At 68.3% G+C, this 26,622-nt stretch carries 22 protein-coding genes and 1 pseudogene; 11 read left to right on the forward strand and 12 right to left on the reverse strand.

Going from position 1 to position 26,622, the window contains the following annotated elements; genetic code table 11:
* Positions 1 to 2: 2 nt before the first annotated feature.
* From DDF67_RS04750 to DDF67_RS04775, 6 genes are read right to left on the reverse strand one after another with little or no spacing between them, the layout of a single operon-like run.
* Positions 3 to 1,223 (reverse strand): aminotransferase class V-fold PLP-dependent enzyme, encoded by a 1,221-nt coding sequence (locus DDF67_RS04750; protein WP_109099778.1) that lies wholly within the window; start codon positions 1,221 to 1,223, stop codon positions 3 to 5.
* A complete protein-coding gene (sufD, locus tag DDF67_RS04755) occupies positions 1,220 to 2,245 on the reverse strand; it encodes a Fe-S cluster assembly protein SufD (RefSeq protein WP_109099779.1) in 1,026 nt (341 codons plus the stop codon). Before sufD ends, DDF67_RS04750 begins: the two co-directional genes overlap by 4 nt.
* Entirely contained in the window at positions 2,245 to 2,994 is a 750-nt protein-coding gene (sufC, locus tag DDF67_RS04760) for a Fe-S cluster assembly ATPase SufC (RefSeq protein WP_109099780.1), read from the reverse strand. Before sufC ends, sufD begins: the two co-directional genes overlap by 1 nt.
* Positions 2,995 to 4,464: a Fe-S cluster assembly protein SufB gene (gene sufB, locus DDF67_RS04765; RefSeq protein ID WP_109099781.1), complete on the reverse strand. Its 1,470-nt coding sequence runs from the start codon at positions 4,462 to 4,464 to the stop codon at positions 2,995 to 2,997.
* Positions 4,464 to 5,603, reverse strand: a complete 1,140-nt coding sequence (locus tag DDF67_RS04770) for a cysteine desulfurase family protein (protein WP_109099782.1) — start codon at positions 5,601 to 5,603, stop codon at positions 4,464 to 4,466. The genes sufB and DDF67_RS04770 overlap by 1 nt, the downstream gene beginning before the upstream one ends.
* Complete coding sequence (locus tag DDF67_RS04775; RefSeq protein WP_109099783.1) at positions 5,600 to 6,052, reverse strand: Rrf2 family transcriptional regulator; 453 nt, start codon at positions 6,050 to 6,052, stop codon at positions 5,600 to 5,602. The genes DDF67_RS04770 and DDF67_RS04775 overlap by 4 nt, the downstream gene beginning before the upstream one ends.
* 195 nt (positions 6,053 to 6,247) lie before the next feature.
* On the opposite strand from DDF67_RS04775, the gene DDF67_RS04780 reads away from it, so the two are divergent.
* Together DDF67_RS04780 and DDF67_RS04785 are read left to right on the forward strand one after the other, a co-directional pair.
* The gene (locus tag DDF67_RS04780) at positions 6,248 to 6,901 is read left to right on the forward strand and encodes an alpha/beta hydrolase (protein WP_058348333.1); all 654 of its coding nucleotides are present in this window, start codon (positions 6,248 to 6,250) and stop codon (positions 6,899 to 6,901) included.
* 326 nt (positions 6,902 to 7,227) lie between these two features.
* On the forward strand, positions 7,228 to 8,508 hold the full coding sequence (locus tag DDF67_RS04785) for an NAD(P)/FAD-dependent oxidoreductase (protein ID WP_109099784.1): 1,281 nt from the start codon (positions 7,228 to 7,230) through the stop codon (positions 8,506 to 8,508).
* A gap of 3 nt (positions 8,509 to 8,511) precedes the next feature.
* Here DDF67_RS04785 and DDF67_RS26380 read toward each other — a convergent pair.
* Positions 8,512 to 8,593 (reverse strand): annotated as a pseudogene (locus tag DDF67_RS26380) (hypothetical protein); the annotation flags it as partial.
* A 68-nt stretch (positions 8,594 to 8,661) separates the two neighbouring features.
* Entirely contained in the window at positions 8,662 to 9,768 is a 1,107-nt protein-coding gene (locus DDF67_RS04790; RefSeq protein WP_199229150.1) for an anhydro-N-acetylmuramic acid kinase, read from the reverse strand.
* 198 nt (positions 9,769 to 9,966) lie between these two features.
* Here DDF67_RS04790 and tyrS point away from each other — a divergent pair, with 198 nt between their 5' ends.
* The 5 genes from tyrS (at position 9,967) to DDF67_RS04815 (ending at position 14,034) form a co-directional block, all read left to right on the forward strand.
* Positions 9,967 to 11,295 carry a tyrosine--tRNA ligase gene (tyrS, locus tag DDF67_RS04795; protein ID WP_199229151.1) on the forward strand — a complete coding sequence of 443 codons (1,329 nt, stop codon included), beginning with the start codon at positions 9,967 to 9,969 and terminating at the stop codon, positions 11,293 to 11,295.
* Positions 11,296 to 11,407: 112 nt separating this feature from the next.
* On the forward strand, positions 11,408 to 11,872 hold the full coding sequence (locus DDF67_RS04800) for a peroxiredoxin (protein WP_109099787.1): 465 nt from the start codon (positions 11,408 to 11,410) through the stop codon (positions 11,870 to 11,872).
* A 216-nt stretch (positions 11,873 to 12,088) separates the two neighbouring features.
* Positions 12,089 to 13,240, forward strand: a complete 1,152-nt coding sequence (locus DDF67_RS04805) for a peptidoglycan DD-metalloendopeptidase family protein (RefSeq protein WP_109099788.1) — start codon at positions 12,089 to 12,091, stop codon at positions 13,238 to 13,240.
* Positions 13,221 to 13,715, forward strand: coding sequence for a bactofilin family protein (locus tag DDF67_RS04810; RefSeq protein WP_109099789.1), 495 nt, complete (start codon positions 13,221 to 13,223; stop codon positions 13,713 to 13,715). The genes DDF67_RS04805 and DDF67_RS04810 overlap by 20 nt, the downstream gene beginning before the upstream one ends.
* A gap of 103 nt (positions 13,716 to 13,818) precedes the next feature.
* Complete coding sequence (locus DDF67_RS04815) at positions 13,819 to 14,034, forward strand: hypothetical protein (RefSeq protein ID WP_146197955.1); 216 nt, start codon at positions 13,819 to 13,821, stop codon at positions 14,032 to 14,034.
* A gap of 70 nt (positions 14,035 to 14,104) precedes the next feature.
* Here DDF67_RS04815 and prfB read toward each other — a convergent pair.
* The 3 genes from prfB to DDF67_RS04830 all read right to left on the reverse strand — a co-directional run bounded on the left by prfB (position 14,105) and on the right by DDF67_RS04830 (position 19,310).
* Positions 14,105 to 15,227, reverse strand: a protein-coding gene (prfB, locus tag DDF67_RS04820) for a peptide chain release factor 2 (protein WP_109099791.1) whose coding sequence is annotated in 2 segments (ribosomal slippage) — positions 14,105 to 15,157 and positions 15,159 to 15,227 — 1,122 coding nt in all. Because the reading frame shifts where the segments join, the coding sequence is not laid out codon by codon here.
* Between the two features lie 117 nt (positions 15,228 to 15,344).
* Positions 15,345 to 17,726, reverse strand: a complete 2,382-nt coding sequence (locus tag DDF67_RS04825) for a penicillin-binding protein 1A (RefSeq protein WP_109099792.1) — start codon at positions 17,724 to 17,726, stop codon at positions 15,345 to 15,347.
* A gap of 387 nt (positions 17,727 to 18,113) precedes the next feature.
* Positions 18,114 to 19,310 carry an N-acetylmuramoyl-L-alanine amidase family protein gene (locus DDF67_RS04830; RefSeq protein ID WP_109099793.1) on the reverse strand — a complete coding sequence of 399 codons (1,197 nt, stop codon included), beginning with the start codon at positions 19,308 to 19,310 and terminating at the stop codon, positions 18,114 to 18,116.
* Positions 19,311 to 19,849: 539 nt separating this feature from the next.
* Here DDF67_RS04830 and DDF67_RS04840 point away from each other — a divergent pair.
* The 4 genes from DDF67_RS04840 to DDF67_RS04855 all read left to right on the forward strand — a co-directional run bounded on the left by DDF67_RS04840 (position 19,850) and on the right by DDF67_RS04855 (position 25,402).
* Entirely contained in the window at positions 19,850 to 22,558 is a 2,709-nt protein-coding gene (locus DDF67_RS04840) for an Rne/Rng family ribonuclease (RefSeq protein WP_109099794.1), read from the forward strand.
* Positions 22,559 to 22,709: 151 nt separating this feature from the next.
* Positions 22,710 to 24,116 carry a M48 family metalloprotease gene (locus DDF67_RS04845; RefSeq protein ID WP_109099795.1) on the forward strand — a complete coding sequence of 469 codons (1,407 nt, stop codon included), beginning with the start codon at positions 22,710 to 22,712 and terminating at the stop codon, positions 24,114 to 24,116.
* Positions 24,117 to 24,145: 29 nt separating this feature from the next.
* Positions 24,146 to 24,883, forward strand: coding sequence for a DsbA family protein (locus tag DDF67_RS04850; protein WP_109099796.1), 738 nt, complete (start codon positions 24,146 to 24,148; stop codon positions 24,881 to 24,883).
* 189 nt (positions 24,884 to 25,072) lie between these two features.
* Entirely contained in the window at positions 25,073 to 25,402 is a 330-nt protein-coding gene (locus DDF67_RS04855) for a hypothetical protein (protein ID WP_109099797.1), read from the forward strand.
* 159 nt (positions 25,403 to 25,561) lie between these two features.
* Here the strand turns inward: DDF67_RS04855 and DDF67_RS04860 are convergent, their stop codons facing one another.
* On the reverse strand, positions 25,562 to 26,377 hold the full coding sequence (locus DDF67_RS04860; RefSeq protein ID WP_109099798.1) for a thiazole synthase: 816 nt from the start codon (positions 26,375 to 26,377) through the stop codon (positions 25,562 to 25,564).
* Positions 26,378 to 26,622 lie beyond the last annotated feature (245 nt).

Raw genomic sequence — 26,622 nt, forward strand, 5'->3', positions numbered from 1 at the left:
GCTCAACTGAAGAAGCTGCGGGCCTTGTCCAGCGCGTCCACGAACGCGTCGGCCTCGGCAGGCGTATTATATAGGGCGAAGGAAGCGCGAGCGCTCGACGTCACCCCGAACCTTTTCATCAGGGGCTCGGCGCAGTGCGTGCCGGCGCGCACGGCCACGCCGTAGCGGTCCAGCACCTGGGCCACGTCGTGGGCGTGGGCGCCCTCGACGACGAAGCTCATCACCGCGCCCTTGCCCGGGGCCGTGCCCAGGATCCGCACGCCGTTGACGCCTTCCAGCCGGGCCGCGACCCGCTCGTAGAGGGCATGCTCATGGGCCAGGGCGGCGTCGCGGTCGATGGTGTTCAGCCATTCGATGGCCGCGCCCAGGCCGACGGCCTCCAGGATCGCTGGCGTGCCGGCCTCGAAGCGGTGCGGCGGATCGGCGTAGGTGATCTTGTCCAGAGAGACCGAGCCGATCATCTCGCCGCCGCCCTGGTACGGCGGCAGGGCCGCCAGGCGCTCGGCCTTGCCGTACAGCACGCCGATGCCGGTCGGGCCGTAGAGCTTGTGACCGCTGAAGACGTAGAAATCGACGCCCAGCGCCTTCACGTCGACCTTGGTGTGAACGACGCCCTGGCAGCCGTCGAGCAGCACCGGCGCGCCGGCGTCGTGGGCCAGGCGGATGATCGTGGCCACGTCGTTGACCGTGCCCAGCACGTTCGACATGTGGGTGACGGCGACCATCCTGGTCTTTTCCGACAGCAGGCCCGCATAGGCCTCCATGTCGAGCCGGCCGTCGTCGAGCACCGGAATGAACTTCAGGACGACGCCGTAGCGCTCGCGCAGGAAGTGCCAGGGCACGATGTTGGCGTGGTGCTCCATCTCCGACAGCACGATCTCGTCGCCGGCCTTCAGGCTACGCCCGAAGGTGTCGGCCACCAGGTTCACCGCCTCGGTGGCGCTCTTGGTGTAGACGATCTCATTGACGTCGGCGCTGATGAAACGCGCGATGGTTTCGCGAGCCTTTTCATAGGCTTCTGTCGTTTCGTTGGCGAGCGTGTGCAGGCCGCGGTGGACGTTGGCGTAGCTGGTCCGCGCCAGGCCGGTCATGGCGTCCAGCACCACGTCGGGCTTCTGGGCGCTGGCGGCGCTGTCCAGATAGATCAGCGGCTTGCCATGCACCGTCCGCGACAGGATCGGGAACTGGGCGCGGATCGCGTCGAGGTCGAACATCAGGCTCATTCGCCGCGTCCCAGCTGCCTGGCGACCCAGGCGGCGGCGATTTCGCGGGCGCCGTCGTGCTCGATGCGCTCGACCACCTCGCCGACGAAGGCCTCCGTCAGCATGGAGCGAGCCTCCAGTTCGGGAATGCCGCGCTGGCGGGCGTAGAACACGGCCTCCTCGTCTAGCGCGCCGATGGTGTTGCCATGGGCGCAGGAGACGTCGTCGGCGAAGATCAAGAGTTCCGGCTTGGCGTCGATCTCGGCCTTGTCCGACAGGATCAGGGCATGGTGGCCCATGCGCGCGTCGGTCTGGTCGGCGCCTTCGGCGACGATGATGCGGCCCTGGAACACGCCGCGGGCCTGGTCCGCGACCATGCCCTTGGTCAGCTGGCTGGTGACGCCGTCGACCCCGCCGTGGGTGACCACGGTGGTCTGGTCGGCGTGGCGCTGGGCGCTGAGCAGATAGATCCCGTCGAGACGCACATTGGCGTGGGCGCCGGGGTGGGCGACCTGGGTCTCGATCCGCTGGCGACGCGCGCCGCCGGTCAGGACGGTCTGGTTGAAGATCGCGCCAGCGGCGAGGTCGACACGGGCGGTGACCACGTTGACGGCCTCGGCGTCGTCCTCGACCAGCACGATGCGGGTCAGGCTCGCGCCCTCGCCCACCGCGATGTCGAGCGCGACGTCGGTGACATAGGCCCCCGCGCGACCCTCGTGGCTTTCCAGCAGGATCAGGCTGGCGCCCGGCTCGACCACCAGGGCGTAGGACGCGCCCTGCGAAGCCTTGTCGGTCGCCGCGACGAAGCGCAGGCCCATGACCTGGCCCTGCCCGCTGGTGGCCACATGGCGGCCGTTTACGAACAGGATCTCGCCGTCGGTCAGGTTCGCGAACGGACCGGCCGGAACCTCGCCGTCGAACTTGGGCGCAGGCTCAGGCAGAGCGCGGATCAGGCCGCGCAGGTCGGTCCAGCGCCAGTCCTCGTCGCGGCGCGACGGCAGCGCGGTGACATCGCCGGTCTTGAGAGCGGTGGCCAGGCTCATCAGGCGGCGGCCCCGACGTACTTGTCGTAGCCCTCGGCTTCCAGCTGCAGGGCCAGCTCCGGACCGCCCGAGGCGACGATGCGGCCGGCGGCCAGCACGTGCACGCGGTCGGGTTTGATGTAGTCGAGCAGGCGCTGGTAGTGCGTGATCACCAGCATGCCGCGCTCGGGCGAGCGCAAAGCGTTTACGCCTTCGGAGACGATCTTGAGGGCGTCGATGTCGAGGCCCGAGTCCGTCTCGTCAAGGATCAGGAACTTCGGCGACAGCATCGCCATCTGGAAGATTTCCATCCGCTTCTTCTCGCCGCCCGAGAAGCCAACGTTCAGGCCGCGCTTAAGCATCTCGAAGTCGATCTTCAAAGAGGCGGCCTTTTCCTTGGCCAGCTTCAGGAAGGCCGGAGCGGCGATCTCGTCCTCGCCGCGGGCGCGGCGCTGGGCGTTCACGGCGGTGCGGATGAAGGTCAGGGCCGGCACGCCGGGGATCTCCAGCGGATACTGGAACGACAGGAATACGCCCTTGGCGGCCCGCTCGTTGGGCTCCAGCTCCAGCAGGTCCTCGCCGTTGAGGCTCGCCGAGCCTTCGGTCACGTCATAGCCGCCGCGGCCGCTCAGCACGTAGGACAGCGTCGACTTGCCGGCGCCGTTCGGACCCATGATGGCATGCACCTCGCCCGCTGGCACCTCGAGCGTGACGCCCTTCAGGATCGGCTTGTCTTCGACGCGGGCGTGGAGGTTGTTGATCGAAAGCATTTAACCGACGGATCCTTCGAGAGAAATCGCCACGAGCTTCTGGGCCTCGACGGCGAACTCCATGGGCAGTTGTTGCAGCACGTCGCGGACGAAGCCGTTGACCAGCAGGGCCACGGCCTCTTCCTGGCTAAGCCCGCGCTGCTGGCAGTAGAAGAGCTGGTCGTCCGACAGGCGGGTGGTGGTCGCCTCGTGCTCGAACACCGACTGGCCGTTGCGGGCCTCGATGTACGGCACGGTGTGGGCCGCGCAGGTCTTGCCGATGAGCAAGCTGTCGCACTGGGTGAAGTTGCGCGCGCCCTTGGCCTTGGGGTGGGCCGAAACCAGGCCGCGATAGGTGCTGGTCGATTTGCCGGCGCTGATTCCCTTGGCGACGATCCGCGACTTCGTATTGGCGCCCAGGTGGATCATCTTGGTGCCGGTGTCGGCCTGCTGATGGCCGTTGGTCACGGCGATCGAGTAGAACTCTCCGGAGGACCCTTCCCCACGCAAAACGCAGGACGGATACTTCCAGGTGATGGCCGAGCCGGTCTCCACCTGAGTCCACGACACCTTGCTGCGATCGCCGCGGCAGTCGGCGCGCTTGGTGACGAAGTTGTAGATGCCGCCCTTGCCGGTCTCCGGATCGCCCGGATACCAGTTCTGGACGGTCGAGTACTTGATCTCGGCGTCGTCCAGCAGGACGAGCTCGACCACGGCGGCGTGCAGCTGGTTTTCGTCGCGCATCGGGGCCGTGCAGCCTTCCAGGTACGAGACGTAGGCGCCCTTGTCGGCGATGATCAGGGTGCGCTCGAACTGACCGGAATCCTTGGCGTTGATCCGGAAGTAGGTCGACAGCTCCATGGGGCAGCGCACGCCCGGCGGCACGTAGACGAACGAGCCGTCCGAGAACACCGCGCTGTTGAGGCAGGCGAAATAGTTGTCCGAGGTCGGCACGACGCTGCCCAGGTACTGCCTGACCAGTTCCGGGTGCTCGCGGATCGCCTCGCTCATAGAGCAGAAGATGACGCCGGCCTGGGCCAGCTCCTTCTTGAAGGTCGTGACGACCGACACAGAGTCGAACACCGCGTCCACCGCATAGCGCGGCGCGCCCTCGACGCCGGCCAGCACGGCCTGCTCCTTCAGCGGAATGCCCAGCTTCTCGTAGACGGCCAGCAGCTCGGGATCGACCTCGTCCAGGCTTTTGGGCCCTTCCTTGGTCTTCGGCGCGGCGTAGTAGTAGGTGTCCTGGTAGTCGATCTTGGGATAGCTGACCTTGGCCCAGTCCGGCTCTTCAAGCTCGAGCCAGCGGCGATAGGCCTCCAGACGCCATTCCAGCATCCACTCCGGCTCGTCCTTCTTGGCCGAGATGAAGCGCACGATGTCCTCGGAGAGGCCCTTGGGGGCGAACTCCTGGTCGATATCGGTCGTAAAGCCGTGCTCGTATTTCTCGAGCGCTGCGACGGTGTCGATCGTTTCCTTGACCGCGGCCATCAAGCCACCTCCCGGCGTCGTGCGCCGATACGCTTCCAGGCGGCGAGCCAGGCGTCGCCGCACACAATCCAATCCGCTTCCGTGCTCGCCCAACCGCCGCTGACGCGCAGCGCGAACGGGGCGAGATCGGAACGGCCCATGGCCTCGACCACGCGACTGGCCTTGACCTTGCCCGACGAGCAGGCGCTGCCGGCGCTGACCATCACCCCGGCGAGATCCAGGTTCATGACCTGGACCTGCGAGGCGAAGCCCTCGGCGGCCAGACAAAGGGTTTGAGGCAGGCGACCAGCGCCCTCCCCGAGCACCACGCCGCCAGCGTCCCTGACCCGCTGGGCCAAGGCGTCGCGCCAAATGCCCTGATCGGCCGCCTGGGGCAAGTCCCGCAGGGCCGCCGCAGCCGCCGCGCCGAAGCCGGAAATCCCGGCGACGTTCTCGGTGCCCGCACGGCGGCCACGCTCCTGGCCGCCGCCGTGCTGGCGACGCACCACATTGGCACGCGTGCCGGCCACCAGAGCGCCGACGCCCTGCGGCCCGCCGATCTTGTGGGCAGACAGCGCCAGGGTGTCGGCGCCGAGGGCCGAGAAATCGATGGCGATCTTGCCGGCCGCCTGCACGGCGTCGACATGCAGCAGGCCGTCGGCCGCGCGCACGATCGCCGAAGCCTCCGCCACCGGCTGGATGACGCCCGTCTCGTTGTTGGCCAGCATCAGGCAGACCAGCGTCCGGTCCTCGCCCGCCAGCATCTCGGGAAGACTGGAAAGGTCGGCCACGCCCTGCGTGTCGACCGGCAGCACGGCGACGGGCAGACCGCTGGCGGCGGCGGCGGTCTCGGCCACGGCGTCATGCTCGATGGCGCTGACCACCAGGCGCTTTACGCCGGAAGCAACCGCGCTCTCGATGGCGAGCGCGTTGGCCTCGGTGCCGCCGCTGACGAAGGTGACCGAACCGGCGACCACCCCGACCAGCTCGCCCACCTGCCTGCGGGCGGTCTCGACCACGTCACGGGCGGCGCGGCCGGCCGCGTGCACCGAGCTGGGATTGCCGGCCTGCTCGAAGGCGCGCAGCACGGCTTCACGCGCCTCGGGACGGATCGGGGCGGTGGCGTTGTAGTCCAGATAGATGGCGGGCTTGCTGGTCACGCCGCGGCCTTCGCCTCCGGACGCAGGCGCCCTTCCAGCACGTCGGCGATGGTCACCGAGGCCAGGTACGAATGGATCTGACGGCCCATTTCCTCCCACAGGTCGTGGGTCAGGCACTTGGCCCCGCCGGCCATGCAGCCTTTGTGACCGCTCTTGCCGACGCCGCAGCGCGTGGCGCGCAGGGGTTCGTCCACGGCCATGACGATGTCGGAGATGCGGGTGGCGCGAGCCTCGGCGGCCAGGCGATAGCCGCCGCCGGGTCCGCGGGCGCTGACCACCAGGCCTTTTCGGCGCAGGCGGGCGAAAAGCTGTTCGAGATAGGAAAGCGAGATCTGCTGGCGGGCGGCGATCTCGGCCAGGGCCACCGCGCGGCCCTCCGCCTCGCCCTGCTTGCGGGCGAGGTCGGTCATGGCCATCACGGCGTAACGTCCCTTCGTGCTCAGGCGCATCCCGCGCTCTCCCTTGCAGATTCCCCGCGCAACCGCATTTGCGTATGCTACAAGCCGCGACTTCGCGCCGCGCCCGGCAAGGGCGCTTCGCGCGATGCGGATTTAGGAAGACCAAGCGCGGCGGTCAAGTATTCCATGCGCCCTTTGCGGCGAATGGCCTGGCCCCCGACGCCCCAACTCGTGACGGGGATATGAATGCCTGACGTGATTTTGACCGGCGCCGCTGGCCGTATCGAAGGCCGCTACTCGCCGGGCAAGACGGACAATGCACCGATCGCGCTGATCCTGCACCCGCACCCCAAGGCCGGCGGCCACATGAATCATCCGGTGTCGGTGCAGCTGTACCACCTGTTCATGAAGCGCGGCTTCGCGACCCTGCGCTTCAACTTCCGCGGCGTCGGCCGCAGCCAGGGCGAGTTCGACAGCGGCATCGGTGAGCTGGCCGACGCGGCGACCGCGCTCGACTGGCTGCAGGCCAACAACCCCGCCGCCGCGCAGACCTGGGTCGCCGGCTACAGCTTCGGCGCCTATATCGGCATGCAGCTCCTGATGCGCCGTCCGGAAACCGACGGCTTCATCTCGGTGTCGCCGCCGACCAACATGTACGACTTCAGCTTCCTGGCCCCCTGCCCGGCCTCGGGCCTGATCCTGACGGGCGGCGCCGACACCGTCGTGCCGCCGGTGGAAGTCGAGCGCGTCGTCTCCAAGCTGCGCACCCAGAAGGGCATCGTCATCGACTACGAAGTCGTCGACAAGGCCACCCACTTCTGGGCCGAGCACCTCCCCTTCGTCGAGCAGACGGTCGGCGGCTATATCGACAAGCGCCTGGAAGCCAATCCGATCCCGTAGGGCCGGACGGTTTCGAGGTTCGAAGAGCCCGCTCTCGGCGACGAGGGCGGGCTTTTTGTTTGGCGCTCGCCCCCCTCCCCCGGCTAACCTATTCCGCCTTCCTCGGCCTTTCGCCGAGGACCCATCGTTCCGCCGCTCAGATCGAGCAAGCAGGGCCACGATCTGAGCTGTTGCCGGCATGATCCTAGGCACGAGGCCCAGGGAGGCGAATACGGGGAAGGCGGAGAGAATCCTACCAATCCCCATCGCCCCCTTCGCAACTGCGAGACAGCCCCGCCGCAAAGTTCTAAGACCGTAGGTATCGCTATCAGCGGAGATCGCCTGCCATGCACTACGACATCGTCATCGTCGGCGGCGGCGCGGGCGGCTTGGAGCTGGCGGCCCAGCTCGGGCGAAAGCTCGGGCGCCGCGAGGGCAAGGAGCGCGTCCTGCTGATCGACCGCTCCGGCTTCCATATCTGGAAGCCCAGCCTGCACGAGGTGGCGGCCGGCACGCTCGATGTTCACCAGGAAGGGCTGTCCTACCCGATCCTCGGTCGCGCCAACCATTTCAGCTTCCATCTTGGCGAGCTGTCGGGCCTGGACCCCGTCGCCAAGCGCCTGACGCTGAAGGCCATCACCAGCAAGGACGGCGCGGTGCTCGTTCCCGAGCGCTCGATCACCTTCACCTGGGGCGTGATCGCCATCGGCAGCGGCTCCAACCTGTTCGGCACGCCTGGCGCGCAGACCGCCCACCTGCTGGAGCGCACCGAAGACGCCGAGGCCTTCCACACCCGCCTGCTGGCCGCCTTCATGAAGGCCTCGTTCGCGCCCGAGCGCACCATGGGCGTGGCCATCGTCGGCGGCGGCGCCACCGGCGTGGAGCTGTCGGCCGAACTGCTGGAGGCCCATCGCGAGTTGCTGGAGAGTCTGGGCGTCGAGCAGCGCTTCCGTCTCGACATCACCATCGTCGAGGCCGCCCCGCGCATTCTCGGCGGCCTGCCCGAGAAGACCTCGGCCCAGGCGACCGTCGCCCTGGAGCGCAAGGGGGTGCGCGTGCGCACCGGCGCCAAGGTCATCGCCGTCCATCCCGACCGGCTGGAAACCAGCGTCGGCGACATCCCGGCCGACCTGATCGTCTGGGCCGCCGGCGTGAAGGCCGCCGACAGCAATGTTGAGCTTGGCCTGGAGACCAATCGCCTGAACCAGTTCGTGGTCAACGACCGGCTGGAGACCTCCGCGCCGGGCGTATGGGCCCTGGGCGATTGCGCCGCCTGCCCGTGGAAGGACGGCAAGCTCGTGCCGGCCCGCGCCCAGGCCGCCCACCAGCAGGCCAGCTACCTGGCCAAGGTGCTGCTGGCCCGCCTGCGTCAGGCGCGGGTCGAGGAGCCCTATGTCTACAAGGACTTCGGCTCGCTGGTTTCGCTGGGCGAGAACAAGGGCGTCGGCGCCCTGATGGGCGGCCTCGGCGGCCCCAACTTCTTCATCGAGGGCCTGGTGGCCAAGTGGTTCTACGTCTCGCTGCACCTGGCCCACCACAAGGCCATCCTCGGCGTCGGCAAGACCATCACCCTGGCCCTGGCGCGGCTGCTGCAGCAGCGCGTGGCGGGACGGCTGAAGCTGCACTGATTACCCTCTCCCATAGGGAGAGGGAGGGGCCCGCGCGAAGCGTGGGAGGGTGAGGGGTTACGCTGTTTGACGGAGTGCCGGCACGCCATCCTCGGTCCCTAACCCCTCATCCGACGGCCTTCGGCCGCCACCTTCTCCCTCCAGGGAGAAGGATCACGGCATCACAATCCTCCCGCCCGTCATCGCCTGCGCCACCCCCGTCGTCCCCGGAAAGCTGATCGGCAGCCCCCGCGCCGTGCGGGCCGCCAGATACGCGAACGCCTCGGCCTCGATGGCGTCGCCGCGCCAGCCGTAATCCTCGGCCGCCTTGACCGGCACTGGAATCCGCTCGGCCAGGGCCGCCATGATCTGGGGGTTATGCCGCCCGCCGCCGCAGACGATCAGGGCGCTGGGCGGGGCGTCGTTCTTGTCGAAGGCCTTGAGCACGGCCGCCGCGGTAAAGGCCACCAGGGTCGCGGCCGCGTCCTGCGCCGACAGGTGCGCCACCGCATCCAGCGAGAAGTCGTAACGGTCCAGCGACTTGGGCGCAGGCGCTGCGAAATAGGCGCTGGCCAGCAGGCTGTTCAGCGCAACCTCGTCCACCGCGCCCGCCGCCGCCAGACGGCCGCCCTCGTCGAAACGGCCCAGCCCGCGCTCCTGCAGCATCAGGTCGATCATGCCGTTGCCGGGGCCGGTGTCGAAGGCCAGCAGGCTTCCGTCCGCGCCGATCAGGGTGATGTTGGCCACCCCGCCGATGTTCAGCGCCGCCACCGGCGCGGCCAGCCCCGAGGCCCGGGCCCTGGCCTCGTGATAGATCGGCGCCAGCGGCGCGCCCTCCCCGCCGGCCGCCACGTCGGCGGTGCGGAAGTCGAAGGCCACCGGTCTTCCCGTCAGCCGCGCCAGGCGTTCGGCGTCGAGCAGTTGCACCGTCCGGCCTACGCGCTCAGCCGTGGGGCGCTCGTGCAGCACTGTCTGGCCATGCACGCCCAGCAGCTCGAAGTCGCTCCAGGCCAAGCCGTGCTCGGCCAGGAAGCTCTGGCCGGCGTGGAAGTGCTCCTCGGCCACCTCGAAGCGGGCGTAGTCGAAGATCGCCGGCTCCGGCTCACCCCGCTTCCAGGCCAAGGCCTGACGGGTGGCTTCCAGCAGGACGGCGCGGGTGTCCTCGCGCAGTTTGCGTTCGCCGCTGGGGCCAAAGCCCTGGATCGCCTCGCCGTCGGTGTCGAGCACCGCCATGTCGACGGCGTCGAGCGAGGTGCCGGTCATGAATCCGAGAATGCGCATGGGGTCGTTGACTGCCACGGCGCGCCTCGGGTAGCTAGGCCCCATGACCGCCAAGGCCCTCCGTGCCCGCGCCTATTATCGCCCGCTGATCTAGCGGGCGCACGACCGGTCATGTCGACGCACCGCCACCTGGCCGGCGATGCGTCCTTCTCCCTCCAAGACGACGTCTCCGGCCCGCAGCCTTCAAGGAGACTATCGATGAAACCCTCGCCACAGACCGCCTCGCCCGTGCTAGACGCGCGAGCCAGCGATACAGAGAGTCGAGCCATGTCCGCGCCGCAGAGCTTCAAGTCCGAATTCCTGCAGACCATGCAGAGCCGCGGCTACATCCACCAGATCACCCATCCGGACGAGCTGGACGCCGCGGCCGCCGCCGGCGCGATCACCGCCTACATCGGCTTCGACGCCACCGCCCCGTCGCTGCACGTCGGCCACCTGATCCAGATCATGATGCTGCGCCGCCTGCAGCAGGCCGGCCACAAGCCGATCGTCCTGATGGGCGGCGGCACCACCCGCGTGGGCGACCCCACCTTCAAGGACACCCAGCGCCCGCTGCTCACCGACGAGCAGATCCAGTCGAACATCGACGGCATCAAGAAGGTGTTCTCCAACTTCCTGACCTTCGGCGAGGGCCCCACCGACGCGGTGATGGTCGACAACGACGAGTGGCTTTCGAAGCTCGGCTACGTGCAGTTCCTGCGCGACTATGGCGTGCACTTCACGATCAACCGCATGCTGACCTTCGACTCGGTGAAGCTGCGCCTCGAGCGCGAGCAGCCGATGACCTTCCTCGAATTCAACTACATGCTGATGCAGGCCACCGACTTCCTGGAGCTGAACCGCAAGTACGGCTGCGTTCTGCAGATGGGCGGCTCTGACCAGTGGGGCAACATCCTCAATGGCGTCGAGCTGACCCGCCGCGTCGACCAGAAGGCCGCCTTCGGCCTGACCACGCCGCTGCTGACCACGGCCTCGGGCGCCAAGATGGGCAAGACCGCCGCCGGCGCCGTCTGGCTCAACGCCGACGCCCTGTCGCCGTACGATTACTGGCAGTTCTGGCGCAATACCGAGGATGCCGACGTGGGCCGCTTCCTGAGGCTGTTCACCGACCTGCCGCTGGAGAAGATCGCCGAACTGGAAGCGCTCGAAGGCGCGCAGATCAACGACGCCAAGAAGGTGCTGGCCGACGAGGCCACCCGTCTGGTCCACGGCGACGAAGCCGCCAAGACCGCCCGCGCCACGGCCGAGAAGGCCTTCGAGCAGGGCGAGCTGTCGGCCGACCTGCCGACGGTCGAGATCGCCGCCTCGGTGCTGGCCGAGGGCGTGGCCCTGGCCGTGCTGGCCACCGACATCGGCCTGACCGCCTCGCGCGGCGAGGCCCGTCGCCTGGCCCAGGGCGGCGGCCTGCGCCTCAACGACGCTCAGGAGAAGGACGGCGACCGCCTGGTGACCAACGCCGACCTGCTCGACGGCGTCGTCAAGCTCAGCCAGGGCAAGAAGAAGATCGTGCTCGTCAAACCGGTTTAACCGGACGGCGAAGCTATTGAGTATCGTCATCCCGGATCGGTCGCGGCCGCTCCGGGATGACGCGTTCCAAGCCCGTGACGTGATGTTGGGCCCGCTTGTTGGAGAAACTTCGATGCTGAACCCCGGCGACAAGGCCCCCGACTTCGACCTGCCCACCGACACCGGCCGCGTCAGCCTCTCGGAGCTGAAGGGCAAGAACGTCGTGCTCTACTTCTATCCGAAGGACGACACGACCGGCTGCACATCGGAAGCCCTGCAGTTCTCGGCCGAGGTCGAGGAATTCGCCAAGGCCGGGGCGGTGGTCATCGGCGTGTCGAAGGACAGCGCCGCCAGCCACGGCAAGTTTCGCAAGAAGCACGACCTGACCGTCGAGCTCGGCTCCGACACGCTTGGCGAAACCGTCGAGGCCTACGGCTCGTGGGTCGAGAAAAGCATGTACGGCCGCAAGTACATGGGCATCGACCGCTCGACCTTCCTGATCGACCGCGAAGGCGTCGTCCGCGAGGTCTGGCGCAAGGTGAAGGTCCCCGGCCACGTCAAGGCCGTGCTGAAGGCCGCCCAGGGCCTGAAGGGCTGAGTGCAAGCCCCACTGTGGCGCCGGAGCCGCAAAGGCTCGCTTTTCGGCCACTTCTCGCGCGTCACGTGTAGCCAGCCCGTTCGTGTCGGGTTAATCGACGCGGGTTCATGGTCGAAACATGGCCATCCGCGCCTTCGCAGGTGCGAAGAGTCTTGCGCATTTCCGCTTTCTCGTTGCATATCCCCCAGACCTTGAAAACTGGGGGGTTTCCTGGGTATGGCGATCGCGCATTTTCACCGCCTGCGTAAGACCCTCGAAGGTCTGTTTCCCGAACGCCATCTGTATGTCCGCTCCGGCGGCGAGATGCGCGGCTACGTCCTGTCGACCAACAAGCAGCTGGCCTGCGCGGCCAGCGTCGGCGCCGCGGCGCTCTGGATGGGCGTCTGCACGGCCGCCATGCTGGTCAACGCCCTGGCCGTCAGCCAGACCGACCAGGTCGTCCTCAAGCAGAAGGCCTATTACGAGCGGCTCAACGCCGACCGCCAGGCGCGCCTGAACAGCGCCGTCGCCCAGCTGTCGGCCACCAGCGGCTCGCTCGACGACCTGGCCATGTCGGTCGAGAAGCGCCACGCCGCGCTTGCCATGCTGGTCAGCGACTTCAAGGGCGCGCCGGGCGCCGCCCAGGCCCTGTCCGTCAGCAAGCCCGCCCTGGCCGACGCCTCGCCGGTCGAGCGCATCCAGGCCACCCGCATGGACCAGGAGCGCCTGATCGACGCCGCCGAGGGCTTCGCCAAGAGCCGGGCCGAGCGCCTGCGCCTGGCCATGCGGATGGCGGGCCTGGACGCCGGAAGCTTCACCGGCCGCGGCGCTTCGCTGGGCGGCCCGCTGATCGAGGCCAAGGATCCCCGCGCGCTGGCCGCCGTGCTCGACGTCGACGAGGAATTCGCCGCCCGCATCCATCGCGCCGCCAGCGACATGTCGGACATGCGCTCGCTCAGCAGCGCGGCCCAGCGCCTGCCGTTCAACCGCCCGACCGCCAACCCGGCCCTGTCGAGCAGCTACGGCGTCCGCTTCGACCCGTTCACGCACCGCCCGGCCTTCCATTCGGGCCTGGATTTCCCCGGCGCCTTCTATACGCCGATCATGGCCACCGCCCCGGGCGTCATCTCGTTCACCGGCGTGCGGTCGGGCTATGGCAACACCGTCGAGATCGACCATGGCGGCGGCTTCAAGACCCGCTACGCGCACCTGCAGGGCATCGCCGTGCGCGTCGGCCAGCGCGTGGTGATCGGCCAGCGCGTCGGCGCCATGGGCTCCACCGGCCGCTCCACCGGCCCGCACCTCCACTACGAGGTCTGGGTCAACGGTCGCGCCCAGAACCCCAACCGCTTCCTCAAGGCAGGCGAGTATGTTCAGCAAGCCGGCTAAGGGGTCCAAGACCCCCGTCCAGATCGAGCCCCTGCCCCTTCCGGCCGCGGCCCCCGTCGACCAGATCCGCAAGGCCCCGCCGCGCGTGGCCTCGCTGATCTCCTCGGACATCACCATCGAGGGCGGCGTCAGCGGCGACGGCGAACTGCAGATCGACGGCGTGGTGCGCGGCGACGTCCGCGTCGGCCGCCTGACCGTCGGCGAGACCGGCCACGTCGAGGGCGGCGTCTACGCCGAGGCCGTCGAGATCCGCGGCCGCGTGGTCGGCGCGATCACCGCCAAGCAGGTCCGTCTCTACGGCACCGCCTATGTCGACGGCGACATCACCCACGAACAGCTGGCCATGGAAACCGGCGCCTTCTTCCAGGGCCGCAGCCTGAAGTTCCAGCGCCAGGCCCCGCCGCAGGCCGCTCCGGTGGCCGTAGCGCCCGCTCCGGTCGCCGACCTGACCCTGACGGCCAAGCCGGTCGGGTAAGGCCTTGCCTTGGCCGTCTCCGCAGATGGGATGGCGCGCATCTCTGCGGCGGCGCGGCCGCTTCCGGCGCGGTCGGGCCTATGCCTGGATCGCGCTTCTGCTTGTGACAGTCCTGGCCACCTCGGGCCTCGCCGGCTGGGCCTGGATGGCGCTTCTCGACACCGCCCCGCCCTGGGACCTCCTCAGCGGCGGGATTTTCCTGCTGGAAACGCCGCTGTTCATATGGCTGGCGAGCCGCGTGAAGAACCCCGCCCCCGGCGCCCCGCCCGAAGAAATGGCGGCTGACGCCTTCTTCCGCGATCCGCCCCGCCTCTCCTGAAGCCGCCCGACAAAGAAAACGCCCCGGATCACTCCGGGGCGTTCGTCGTTTCAGGCGTCACCGAAAGGCTTCAGCCCTCGGCGCTGTCCCGCGTCGCGCCGACCCGCTGGGCCAGCGAGGCGCCCATGAAGGCGTCGAGATCGCCGTCCAGAACGCCGGCCGTGTCGGAGGTTTCGACGTTGGTGCGCAGATCCTTGACCATCTGGTACGGCTGCAGGACGTACGACCGGATCTGGTGACCCCAGCCGATATCGGTCTTCTGGTCGTGCAGCGCCTGCTGGGCGGCTTCACGCTTCTGCAGTTCGGCCTCGTAAAGGCGCGCGCGCAGCATCTTCCACGCTTCGTCGCGGTTCTGGTGCTGCGAACGGCCCGACTGGCAGGCCACCACGATCCCGGTCGGGGCGTGCGTCAGGCGCACGGCCGAGTCGGTCTTGTTGATGTGCTGACCGCCAGCGCCCGAGGCGCGGTAGGTGTCGGTGCGCACGTCGGCCGGATTGATCTCGATCTCGATCGTGTCGTCGATCACCGGATACACCCAGGCCGAGGCGAACGAGGTGTGACGACGGGCGCTCGAGTCATACGGGCTGATGCGCACCAGGCGATGCACCCCGGCCTCGGTCTTCAGCCAGCCATAGGCGTTGGGACCCTTGACCAGCAGCGTGGCCGACTTGATGCCGGCCTGGTCGCCATCGGTCTCTTCGACCAGCTCGGTGGTCATGCCGTGGGCGTTGGCCCAGCGGGTGTACATCCGCAGCAGGATCCCGGCCCAGTCGCACGACTCGGTGCCGCCGGCGCCGGAGTTGATTTCGACATAGGCGTCGTTGCCGTCGGCCTCGCCCGACAGCAGGGCTTCGAGTTCCGCGCGTGCAGCGCGTTCCTTGATGGCCTTCAGCTGGGCGCGGGCGTCGTTCAGGGAATCCTCGTCGGACTCCATGTCGGCCAGCTCGGCGTATTCGAGCGCGTCCTTGACGTCGCGTTCGATGCTTTGGACGGCCTCGACCTTGGCGGCCAGGTTGGCGCGCTCGCGCGACACAGCCTGGGCCTCGGTCGGGCGATCCCATAGCGTCGGGTCTTCGACCCGCGCGTTCAGTTCATCGAGTTTTCTAAGGGCGACATCCCAGTCAAAGACGCCTCCTGAGCAGTCCAACGGACTGCTCGATGTCGGCCGCGGCGGCCTCGACATCCGGTCTCATCACGTAACTCCGTGACACAAGGTGAAGGGCGCGGGACATAGCCCGCGCCCGGAGTCGGCGCAACCGCGCCGGCTCTTCTTCCTACTTCAACAAGGCGTCGGCGCAACCGCGCCGGGTCTAGTAAAGCCCGCTGATGTCTGGCGCCTTCGGCTGCTGCTTGGGCTGCGGCTCGGACGGCGAAGGCTGGCCGGTCGGCACGCCATTAGGCCAGGCGTCGCCATAGGAGATCGGCCCGCCAGTCGGCGTGGGGACCGCCACCTTGGGCTCGGTGCCCGGGCGGAAGGCCTCGCGGATGCCGCGCACCATGGCGAACTTGGCGGTCTTCGGCGGCTTGAAGTCGGTCTTGGGCTTGTCCTTCAGCGCCACCTTCATGAAGTCGATGAACACCGGCACGGCGTCCTGCGAGCCCGTCTCGCCCGCGCCGAGCGAGCGGTTGTCGTCGAAGCCCACGAACACGCCGACGATCAGGTCGGGCGAATAGCCGATGAACCAGGCGCTGCGGTACTCGTTGGTCGTGCCGGTCTTGCCGGCCAGCGGATAGCCCAGCTGGCTGACCGAGGCGGCGGTGCCGCGCTGGACCACCCCCTGCAGCATCGAGGTGATCTGGTAGGCCGTCACCGGGTCCATCACCTGCTCGCCCGGCGCGGTGACGCGCGGGCTCTCGTCGCCGTTGAAGCCGGCGGTGCAGCGCGGGCAGTCGCGCTTGTCGGCGCGGAAGATCACCTTGCCCTCGCGGTCCTGCACCAGTTCGATCAGGTGCGGCTCGATGCGGCGGCCGCCATTGGCGAACGGCGCATAGGCGGCCGTGATCTTGAACGGCGTCGTCTCGCCGGCCCCGAGCGCCATGGCCAGCACCGGCGCCATGTCGCGCGTGACGCCGGTCTTCTTGGACATCTCGATGATCTTCTTCATGCCCACGCCCTGGGCCAGGCGTACGGTCATGGCGTTGACCGACCGCTCCAGGCCCTTGCGCAGCGGCAGGGCGCCGTAGAACTTCTTCTCGTAGTTCTCCGGGCTCCAGTCCTGGCCGTTGGCGCCCTTGAAGGTGATGGCGCTGTCCAGGATCACGCTGGCGGGCGTGTAGCCGTTCTCCAGCGCGGTGGCGTAGACGAACGGCTTGAACGACGAGCCGGGCTGGCGCATCGCCTGGGTGGCCCGGTTGAAGTTCGACAGCGAGAACGAATAGCCGCCCACCAGGGCCACCACGCGGCCGGTATAGGGTTCGATAGCCACCAGGGCTCCGTTGACCGCCGGCACCTGCTTGAGGCGGTAGGACGAGGTTCCGGCCACCTGCTCGACGAACACCAGGTCGCCGACCTTCAGGCCCTTGCCGGCCTTGGCCCAGGCGATGTCTTCACCGGTGAGGCTCCCCTCTCCCTCGTCCTTGACCAGACGCACCCCGCCGCCGGCCGAAGTGACCACGGCCGCGCGCCAGCCCCGGCGTTCCGAAGGCGGACGCTTGGCGGCCGCAGCCTTCTCCCAGCCCTCGTCGAGGCTCTCGACATGGCCCCAGGCCCCGCGCCAGCCGTGGCGGCGATCGTACTTTTCCAAGCCGTCCATCAGCGAGGCCCGCGCCGCCGTCTGCAGCGTCGGGTCCAGCGTGGTGCGCATGTAATAGCCGCCCTCGCTGATCCGGTCGCCCAGGGTCGCCATGCCGCGCTGGCGCACTTCTTCCACGAAGTAGTCGGCGTCGGCATAGGCCGCGCGCTTGGGCGCGGGCTGCACCACCAGGTCCTCTGCCTTGGCCTTCTCGGCCTCGGCGCGGCTGACCCAGCCCAGGTCGGCCATCTGGTCGAGGATCCAGTTGCGGCGGGCGATGGCCTTGGCCTTGTTGCGGATCGGGTGGTAGTTGTCGGGCCCCTTGGGCAGGGCCGCCAGATAGGCCGCTTCCGACAGCGACAGCTCCGGCAGCGACTTGCCGAAATAGTTGTAGGCGGCCGCGCCGACGCCGAACGAACGGTAACCCAGCCAGATCTCGTTGAGGTACAGCTCCAGGATCTGCTGCTTGTCGAGCGACTGCTCCAGGCGCCGCGCCAGGATCGCTTCCTTGAACTTGCGGCCGACGGTCGCGTCGCTGGTCAGCAGAACGTTCTTGGCCACCTGCTGGGTGATCGTCGAGCCGCCTTCCAGGCGACGGCCGCGCATGGCGTTGCCGACGTTCTTGAGCATGGCGCGCGAGAAGCCGCCGACGTCGACGCCCCCATGCTTGAAGAAGTTGCGGTCCTCGGCGGCCATGAAGGCTTGGGCCAGCTGTGGCGGGATCTGGTCGTAGGGGACGAAGATCCGGCGCTCTTTCGAGTATTCGCCGATCAGGGTGCCGTCCCAGGCATAGACGCGCGTCGCGGTCGGCGGACGATAGTCCTGCAGTTCGCCAGCGTCCGGCATGTCGTGGAACAGCCACGCGGCATAGATGGCGATGGCGAAACCCGCCACCGCGATCGTCGACAGCACCGCGACGCCGGCTATGGCGATCCATCTTTCGGCGGGCTTCAAGTCCACACGGCCTCCGTCGAGCGCCGCGACATGCGCACGCTCAAATCATCCAGAGGATGGCTGTAACCCGCATCGGGCGAGGCGCCAACGCCCCTGCCCGCCGCACCACGACCTCGAAGCTCCGTACGTACGCCCCGAACCCGGCCGCTCGACCAACACCAAACATCGTCATCCCGGCCCCCCGGGTCGCGCGAAGCGCGCCCGAGGACAGGCTCAGCGAAGCGCAGAGCCGGGACCCAGGGGCCACCGCAGCGCGCAGGCAACCGCTATGGAGCGGGCGGCCAGATGCCGCGCCCGGTCCCCCTGGGTCCCGGATAGCCTCTTCGAGGCTTCCGGAATGACGATTGGTTTTGACTTGTTGATCTCCCGCTGCCGCGTTGCGCAGGAAAGGCCTCAGCGAGCGCTGATCCGGGTCTGGGCGGCGAAGTAGCTTTCGATCGAGCTGGCGACCGCGCCCATCAGGCGTTCGCGGCCGGCAGGGCTTTTCAGGAGCTTCTCGTCCTCGAGATTGGTCATGAAGCCCATTTCCAGCAGCACCGCTGGCACGTCAGGCGCCAGAAGCACGATGAAGCCGGCGTCGCGGTGGCTGCGGCGCAGCAGAACGGTTTCGTCGCCGACCTTTTCCAGCAAGGTCTCGGCGAAGGCGGCCGAGCGGTTCTTGGTGGCGCGCTGCGACAGGTCCAGCAGGATCTGGCCGACCGCGCGGTCACGCCCCGGCAGGCTGGCCTTCATCAGCCAGTCGTCCTTTTCCAGCACCCGCGCGGCGCGCTCGGCGCCCTTTTCCGACAGGGTGTAGACGCTGGCGCCGCGGGTGCCGACGTCGGGCCCGGAGTCGGCATGAAGAGAGATGAACAGGTCCGCGTCGGAGCGGCGGGCGATCTGCACACGCGATTCCAGCGGGATGAAGGTGTCGGTGTCGCGGGTCAGCACGACGATGAAGCGGCCGGATTTCTCCAGCTTGGCCTTCAGCGCCTTGGCCGCGGCCAGGGTGACGTCCTTCTCGTTGGTGTTGGCGCCGGCAGAGCCGGGATCCTTGCCGCCGTGGCCGGCGTCGATGACGATCGTCTTCTTCAGCTTCAGCGCCGAGGGCTTGGCCGGGGTCGAGACGGTGGTCGGGCGCATGACGGCCGAGCCGGCCGAGGCCGGATCGCTGGCGGCCAGGTCGATCACATAGCGGAAGGCGGTCGCGCCGTCGGCGGGCGGCAGCAGGAAGCGGCGCTTGACGACGGCCTTGGAGGACAGATCGAGCGACAGGCGCGCGCCGCCGGCGGCCTCGTCGATGACCCAGCGGTCGACGAGGCCATGGCCCGCGCCCTGCAGGTCGCCGGAAACCGTCACATTGGGCAGGCCCACCACGACCCGGTTGGCCGCGGCGCCGTCGCCGATCAGCTTGCCGACGGCCGCGCGATCCAGGTCGATGACGACTCGGGTCTCGGCGCGGTCGCCGCCGAAGCGGACCTTCTGCACGCCGGCGGCGGGCGCGGGGCCCTGGACGGTCGCGACGGCCACGCCGGCGAGCGCCAGCGCGCCGACGATCAAGGCCGCCTTCGCCCAACCCGTTCTCGCTGCTCCGATGACCACCTTACGCATTACCGCCCAGCCAATGGCGTTACCTGAAAAACCAATGACGGATATCGCCCGGGGCGGGTAGAGAAACCGTTAAGGAAACCGTCGACTTCATCAATTTCGCCGGTTGCTCCACGGCGCTTTTCATTTGTCTTCCGATGTTGCTAAAGTGGCGCCGTGCGCGGAGCGACGTCGTCAGACATGGCGCCCTGCGTGAGTGGTTCCCAAATGTCGGACGCGTCCATAGCGCCCTCATGCCGGAACCGCCGGACTTTGGAGTTTGCGGGCGACGGTCGGCGCGGGACGGATGTCTCGACGGCCAGAGCCCAAAAGGGCCCGCGTCGGGTCCTGGCCGTTCCCGGCGACGACGCGTCATCCGATCCGCGCCATTCGGCGCGTCAAAGGAAACAAACGAAACCCCATGGGCTGCGCCGCACCCGATCGCCTCTGGCAACCGCCCTTCGAACGTCGCTCCGGCGAAGTCGCGGTCTGCGATGCGCGCGCCCTCCTTTCATATCGGCGCCCGGGCTTCGCGCCCGCCGCGCGCCGTGGAGATTCCCTGTATGTCGAAGAAGATGTTGATCGACGCCGCCCACGCCGAAGAGACGCGTGTGGTGGTCGTGGACGGTTCGCGGGTTGAAGAATTCGATTTCGAGAGCCAGACCCGCAAACAACTTCGTGGAAATATCTATCTCGCCAAGGTGACCCGCGTTGAGCCCAGCCTCCAGGCTGCGTTCATCGAGTACGGCGGCAACCGTCACGGTTTCCTCGCCTTCAACGAGATCCATCCGGACTACTACCAGATCCCGGTCGCCGACCGCGAAGCGCTGATGCGCGATGATTCGCACGACGACGAGGACGACACCCCGATCTCGCGCCGCGCCACCGGCGGCGAGGACGAGGACGACAGCAACGATCACGCCATCGACGACGACGAAGACGACGTCGAAGAGGAACTGGCGCGCCGCAAGCGCCGCCTGATGCGCAAGTACAAGATCCAGGAAGTGATCCGCCGCCGGCAGATCATGCTGGTTCAGGTCGTCAAGGAAGAGCGCGGCAACAAGGGCGCGGCCCTGACCACCTACCTGTCGCTGGCCGGCCGTTACGGCGTCCTGATGCCCAACACCGCCCGCGGCGGCGGCATCAGCCGCAAGATCACGGCCGTGACCGACCGCAAGCGCCTCAAGAGCGTGGTGCAGAGCCTGGACGTGCCGCAGGGCATGGGGCTGATCGTCCGCACGGCCGGCGCCAAGCGCACCAAGGCCGAGGTCAAGCGCGACTACGAATACCTGCTGCGTCTGTGGGAGAACATCCGCGACAACACGCTGCACTCGGTCGCTCCGGCGCTGATCTACGAGGAGGAAGACCTCGTCAAGCGCGCCATCCGCGACATGTACGACAAGGACCTCGACGGCATCTGGGTCGAGGGCGAGGCCGGCTACCGCGAAGCGCGCGACTTCATGCGCATGCTGATGCCCAGCCAGGCCAAGAAGGTCTTCCCGTACCGCGAAGCCACGCCGCTGTTCGTCAAGAACCGCATCGAGGACCACCTGGCGCAGATCTACTCGCCGGTCGTCCCGCTGCGTTCGGGCGGCTATCTGGTGATCAACCAGACCGAGGCGCTCGTCGCCATCGACGTCAACTCGGGCAAGGCCACGCGCGAGCGCAACATCGAGGCCACCGCCCTCAAGACCAACATCGAGGCGGCCGAGGAAGCCGCCCGCCAGCTGCGCCTGCGCGATCTGGCCGGCCTGATCGTCATCGACTTCATCGACATGGATGAAGCCAAGAACAACCGCACGGTCGAGAAGGTCCTCAAGGACGCCCTCAAGGATGACCGCGCCCGCATCCAGATGGGCAAGATCTCGGGCTTTGGCCTGATGGAGATCAGCCGCCAGCGTCGCCGCACCGGCGTGCTGGAAGGCACCACCCACGTCTGCGAACACTGCGAAGGCACCGGCCGCGTACGCTCGGTCGAGTCCAGCGCCCTGGCCGCCCTGCGCGGCGTCGAGGTCGAGGCCCTGAAGGGCAGCGGCGCCGTGACCCTGAAGGTCAGCCGCGCCGTCGGCATCTACATCCTCAACGAAAAGCGCGCCTACCTGCAGCGCCTGCAGCTGAACCACGGCGTGTTCGTCACCGTGCTGGTCGACGACGGCCTGCGCCAAGCCGAGCATGAGATCGAGCGCACCGAACTGGGCGACCGCATCGCGCCGCCGGCCATCGCCTACGAGCCCGATCCGGTGTTCGACGACGTCTTCGACGACGAGGACGAAGACGAGGAAGAAGAAATCATCGCCGAAGACGGCGACGAGGACGAAGACGAGGACGAAGCGCCCCGCAAGGCCCGCTCGGACGACGATCGCGGCGGTCGCCGCAACAAGCGTCGCCGTCGTGGCCGCCGCGACGAGGAAACCTCGGACGAACCCACCGAAGACGCTGAAGGCGGCGAATTCGACGCCGAGGCCGACGCTGACGGCGATGACGAGGATTCGCGCCGCCGTCGCCGCCGCCGTGGCCGTCGCGGCGGTCGCCGCGGGGGTCGCGAGGACGGCGATCGCGCCGCCGACGTCTATGTCTGGAACCGTCCGCGCGTTCCGTTCGGCGACAATCCCTATGTCTGGCACGACCCGGAGGCCCTCGAAGCCCGTGGCGGCGAAGGCCGTCGTGATCGCGGCGAGCGCCCGGACCGCGCCGAGCGTCAGGACCGCGCTGAGCGCCAGGAGCGCCCCGAGGCCGCCGAACGCCCGGAACGCGCCGAGCGCTCGGAACGTCGCGACCGCCGTCGCGGCGGCCGTGACCGCCAGCCCGCCGCCGAGACCCCGATCGCGCCGGTCGTGGTCGAGGACGTCGCGCCGCTGGTGCTCGAGCCGCCGGTGATCGAAGGCCCGCCCGCCGACGTCTGGGTCGAACTGCCGACGCCGGAAGAAGCCGCCCCGGCCAAGAAGCCGCGCCGCTCGCGCAGCCGCAGCCGCAAGGCCGCCGCCGAGACCGAGGTCGAGGCCGCCCAGGTCGAGACCGCCGAGGCGATCGAAGCCGCGGCCGACCACGCTCAGGCCCTGGCCGAAGTGGTCGCCGAGACCGCTCCGCTCGTCGCCGCTGATGTCGAGATCGCTCCGGAACCGGCTCCCGAGCCGGTCGTGGTGGAAGCGGCTCCGGCGCCGGTGGAAACGGTGGTCCAAGCCGAACCCGCGCCCGTCGCGGCCGAGCCCGATCCGAACGAGATCGGCGACAAGCCCGCCACGCCCAAGCGCGGCTGGTGGCGTCGCGGCTGATCCGACCGCAAAGGACCGCGGCGGCGCCATGGCGTCGCCGCGGTTCGCGCCTATATCCCCTCCTAGACAAGCCACGCCCTGGCGATTTCCAGCCGCGCTTCTCGCGCGCTAGACTGCAAGACGGCGTGGGGGCGCGACCAGGAGACCATCGATGACGTCCCGCAAGAGGACCGTCGGCAAGACGTTCGGCGCCGGCCTTTCCGCCCTCGCCCTGCTGGCCTCCGCTGCCGCCCCGATCGCGGCCAACGCCCAGGGCCTGTCGCTGATCCGTGACACCGAGATCGAAGAGATTCTGCACCGCGATTCCGACCCGATCTACGCGGCGGCCGGCCTTGATCCCAAGACCGTCCGCATCCTGCTGGTCGGCGACAAGGAACTGAACGCCTTCGCCACCCAGGGCCTGATGATGGGCCTCAACACCGGCCTGATCCTGCAGACCGAGACCCCCAACCAGCTCAAGGGGGTCATCGCCCACGAGACCGGCCACCTCGCCGGCGCCCACCCGCTGCGCTCGGACGAGATGATGAAGGCCGGCCTCAAGCCGATGATCCTGACGATGGGCCTAGGCGTCCTGGCGGCCCTGGCCGGCGCGCCCGACGCCGGCGCGGTGCTGATGGGCAACGCCAGCTATTTCGGCACCCTGGGCGCGCTGGGCTACAGCCGCGAACAGGAGTCCCGCGCCGACCAGGCCGGCGCCAACTTCCTGGAGGCCACCGGCCAGTCGGGCCGCGGCCTTGTCGAGTTCTTCGACAACTTCCGCTACCAGGAGGTCTTCGACCAATCGCGGCGCTTTGCGTATTTCCGCAGCCACCCGCTGTCGTCCGACCGCATCGAGGCCCTGCGGGCCAAGGTCGAGCGCCTGCCGCACTACGACGCCGTCGACAGCCCCGACGAGCTGGCCGAGCACGAGATCATGAAGGCCAAGCTGGAAGGGTTCATCAATCCCCAGACGGCCCTGATCAAGTACCGCGAGACCGACCGCAGCTTCCCGGCCCGCTACGCCCGCTCGATCGCCTACTACCAGATGAAGGAGCCCGACCGGGCCCTGAAGATCCTCGACGACCTGATCGCCGAGAACGACAAGAACCCCTACCTCTGGGAGCTCAAGGGCCAGATCCTGTTCGAGTTCAACCGCGTGGCCCAGGCCGAGGAGCCCCAGCGCCGCTCGGTGGCGCTCAAGCCCGACGCGGCCCTGCTGCGCATCAATCTCGGCCAGACCCTGATCGGCCTCGATGATCCCAAGAAGATCGAGGAAGGCATCGGCGAGCTCAAGCGCGCCCTGATCAACGAGAGCGACAACGCCGTCGCCTGGCGCCTGATGGCCCAGGCCTACGACAAGCAGGGCAAGGACGGCGAGGCCCGCCTGGCCACCGCCGAGCAGTACTTCAACCTGGGCGCCGTGCAGGAGGCCCGGGTGTTCGCCATGCGGGCCCGCGAGCTCCTGAAGAAGGACACGCCCGACTGGCGGCGCGCCACCGACATCGTGCTGGCCTCCCGCCCCAGCGACCAGGACCTCAAGGCCCTGGCCAAGGAAGGCCTGACGGTCTCCAATCCCTGATCGACGAATCCTGAAAGACCGAGATCCGAATGCCCCTTCGCCGCTCCCTCGCCCTGGCCGCCGCGGCCCTCGTCCTGACGACCGGCATGGCCGCCTGCAGCCAGCCCAAGAGCGACGAGGAATTCGGCAAGAAGGTCCGCGCCTACCTGCTGGAGCACCCCGAGGTGCTGATCGAGGTCAGCGCCAAGCTGCAGGAAAAGCAGATGGCCGAGGCCGCCTCCAAGTCGCAGGGCGCGATCGAGCGGCACCGCCAGGCCATCGAGCGCGATCCGCGCGACTTCGTGGCCAATCCGAACGGCACGATCACGGTCACCGAGTTCTTCGACTACAAGTGCGGCTACTGCAAGATCGCCGCGCCGCAGGTGGTCGAGATCATCGAGAAGAACCCCGACGTCCGCTTCGTTTTCAAGGAATTCGTGATCTTCGGCCGCGAATCCGAACTGGCCGCCCGCATGGCCATCGGCGCCCAGGCCCAGGGCAAGACCCTGCCGGTCTACAAGGGCATGATGGCCGAGAAGAGCCTGGATGAGGCCGCCATCGCCCGCATCGCCAAGGCCGCCGGCGTCGACGTCGAGAAGGCCCGCGCGGCCGGCGCCGCCGAGGGCGTCACCCAGCAGCTGAAGGATGTCCAGGGCCTGGCCCAGGCGCTGCACATCGAAGGCACCCCGGCCTTCGTGGTCGGCGACAAGATGATCCCCGGCGCCGACATGAAGGCCCTGAACCTGGCCATCGAGGAAGCCCGCATCGCCGCCAGGAAGAAGGGCTGACCAAGAGGGCCGGCCAGGCGGCAAGGATCGCCCGGCGGTTGAAACGGCGCGGCAAGCTTTGCCGCTCCGCCCCATCGCGCCCCGCGACACGACGTCGCAACATGTTGATATCTTTGGAAACCGCCGTGCGAGCCCCGCTTGCACGGCGGTTGCTTTGCACCTCCCGCCAGATCAGCGGCGGGAGTTCTCATGCTTATCTCCGGTTCCAATTCCTGGGCGACGATGTCGGCGAACGCGGCCAGCCGCGTCGACGGCGCGACCTCGACCTTCGCGCCGGCGTTCTCGGGCGTCAGCGACGGCTCGGCCCGCCAGGAACTGTACGACTACGCCGCCAAGTCGCCCGCCGAGAAGATGCGCGCGGCCATCCTCGGCAAGCTCGGCGTGACCGAGGAGGAGGTCGCGGCGATGGACCCCAAGGAACGTGAAAAGCTGGAAGCCAAGATCAAGCAGATGATCAAGGACGAGGTCACCCAGCAGGCCGAGGAAAAGAAGGGCGTGCTGGTCGACTTCAAGGCCTGAAGCAAAGATCCTCCCCCTATGAGGGAGGTGTCCGCGAAGCGGACGGAGGGGGGGCGTTTTCAGCTTCCGCTGACTTGGCCAGCTTCGCCCCTGCCCGCCCCTCCATCGTCATCCCGGCCGCAGCGTAGCGGAGAGCCGGGCTGACGAAAGGTCGGGTTTCTAGATCAGCCCCGCCAGCGGCGAGCTCGGATCGGCGTACAGACGCTTCTGCATCCGGCCGGCCAGATAGGCCTCGCGACCGGCGATCACCGCGTGCTTCATGGCCTTGGCCATGCGGATCGGGTCCTTGGCCTCGGCGATGGCGGTGTTCATCAGGATGGCGTCGCAGCCCAGCTCCATGCCGATCGCCGCGTCCGAGGCCGTGCCGACGCCAGCGTCGACCAGCACAGGCACCTTGGCGTTCTCGACGATGATCCGCAGGTTGACCCGGTTCTGGATGCCCAGGCCCGAGCCGATCGGCGCGCCCAGCGGCATGATCGCCACCGCGCCGGCCTCTTCCAGTTTCTTGGCGTAGACCGGATCGTCCGAGCAATAGACCATCACCTGGAACCCGTCGGCGACCAGCAGCTTCAGCGACCGCAGGGTCTCTTCCATGTCCGGGAACAAGGTCTTGGGGTCGGACAGAACCTCCAGCTTCACCAGGTCCCAGCCGCCAGCCTCGCGGGCCAGTCGCAGGGTGCGCACGGCGTCCTCGCCAGTGAAGCAGCCCGCCGTGTTGGGCAGATAGGTGAACTCGGTCGGCTTGATGTAGTCGACCAGCAGCGGCTGGCTCGGATCGGTCAGGTTCACGCGGCGCACGGCCACGGTGACGATCTCGGCCCCGGCCGCGCGGGCGGCGGCGGCGTTGGTCGCATAGTCCTTGTACTTGCCCGTGCCCACGATCAGGCGCGAGCTGAAGGTGCGACCTGCGACGGTCCAGGTTTCGTCGGCGGGAGCGGCCGGCGCGGCGGATTCGGGGGAAACGTGCGCGTTCATGCGGCCGGTTTACGCCTGGGCAGCCCGGGTTTCAAATCCGTAGAGGCGCGGAAGGCCGGTCTCCAAATCCTCCCCCTCTGGGGGAGGTGGCCCGAAGGGCCGGAGGGGGGGCTTTTTCAGCTTCCGAGGCGCTCGCCAGCCTCGCACCAACTCCCCCCACCGATCGCTTCGCGATCGCCTCCCCCACAGGGGGAGGTTCCTGGTTATGGGGATAGAGCAGCGTGGATCCCCGGCGTTCGGCGAAA

Origin of the sequence: Caulobacter endophyticus (assembly GCF_003116815.1) — a bacterium.
GTDB classification, from domain to species: Bacteria; Pseudomonadota; Alphaproteobacteria; order Caulobacterales; family Caulobacteraceae; genus Caulobacter; species Caulobacter endophyticus.

Bases quoted from the DNA above. Each gene is read 5' to 3' on its own strand.
- DDF67_RS04750 (WP_109099778.1), bottom strand. From the start codon at position 1,223: ATGAGCCTGATGTTCGACCTCGACGCGATCCGCGCCCAGTTCCCGATC.
- DDF67_RS04860 (WP_109099798.1), bottom strand. From the start codon at position 26,377: ATGAACGCGCACGTTTCCCCCGAATCCGCCGCGCCGGCCGCTCCCGCC.
- DDF67_RS04850 (WP_109099796.1), top strand. From the start codon at position 24,146: ATGCCCCTTCGCCGCTCCCTCGCCCTGGCCGCCGCGGCCCTCGTCCTG.
- DDF67_RS04830 (WP_109099793.1), bottom strand. From the start codon at position 19,310: ATGCGTAAGGTGGTCATCGGAGCAGCGAGAACGGGTTGGGCGAAGGCG.
- DDF67_RS04840 (WP_109099794.1), top strand. From the start codon at position 19,850: ATGTCGAAGAAGATGTTGATCGACGCCGCCCACGCCGAAGAGACGCGT.
- DDF67_RS04805 (WP_109099788.1), top strand. From the start codon at position 12,089: ATGGCGATCGCGCATTTTCACCGCCTGCGTAAGACCCTCGAAGGTCTG.
- DDF67_RS04785 (WP_109099784.1), top strand. From the start codon at position 7,228: ATGCACTACGACATCGTCATCGTCGGCGGCGGCGCGGGCGGCTTGGAG.
- sufC (WP_109099780.1), bottom strand. From the start codon at position 2,994: ATGCTTTCGATCAACAACCTCCACGCCCGCGTCGAAGACAAGCCGATC.
- DDF67_RS04775 (WP_109099783.1), bottom strand. From the start codon at position 6,052: ATGCGCCTGAGCACGAAGGGACGTTACGCCGTGATGGCCATGACCGAC.
- DDF67_RS04845 (WP_109099795.1), top strand. From the start codon at position 22,710: ATGACGTCCCGCAAGAGGACCGTCGGCAAGACGTTCGGCGCCGGCCTT.
- sufB (WP_109099781.1), bottom strand. From the start codon at position 4,464: ATGGCCGCGGTCAAGGAAACGATCGACACCGTCGCAGCGCTCGAGAAA.
- DDF67_RS04790 (WP_199229150.1), bottom strand. From the start codon at position 9,768: ATGCGCATTCTCGGATTCATGACCGGCACCTCGCTCGACGCCGTCGAC.
- DDF67_RS04855 (WP_109099797.1), top strand. From the start codon at position 25,073: ATGCTTATCTCCGGTTCCAATTCCTGGGCGACGATGTCGGCGAACGCG.
- tyrS (WP_199229151.1), top strand. From the start codon at position 9,967: ATGAAACCCTCGCCACAGACCGCCTCGCCCGTGCTAGACGCGCGAGCC.
- sufD (WP_109099779.1), bottom strand. From the start codon at position 2,245: ATGAGCCTGGCCACCGCTCTCAAGACCGGCGATGTCACCGCGCTGCCG.
- DDF67_RS04810 (WP_109099789.1), top strand. From the start codon at position 13,221: ATGTTCAGCAAGCCGGCTAAGGGGTCCAAGACCCCCGTCCAGATCGAG.
- DDF67_RS04800 (WP_109099787.1), top strand. From the start codon at position 11,408: ATGCTGAACCCCGGCGACAAGGCCCCCGACTTCGACCTGCCCACCGAC.
- DDF67_RS04780 (WP_058348333.1), top strand. From the start codon at position 6,248: ATGCCTGACGTGATTTTGACCGGCGCCGCTGGCCGTATCGAAGGCCGC.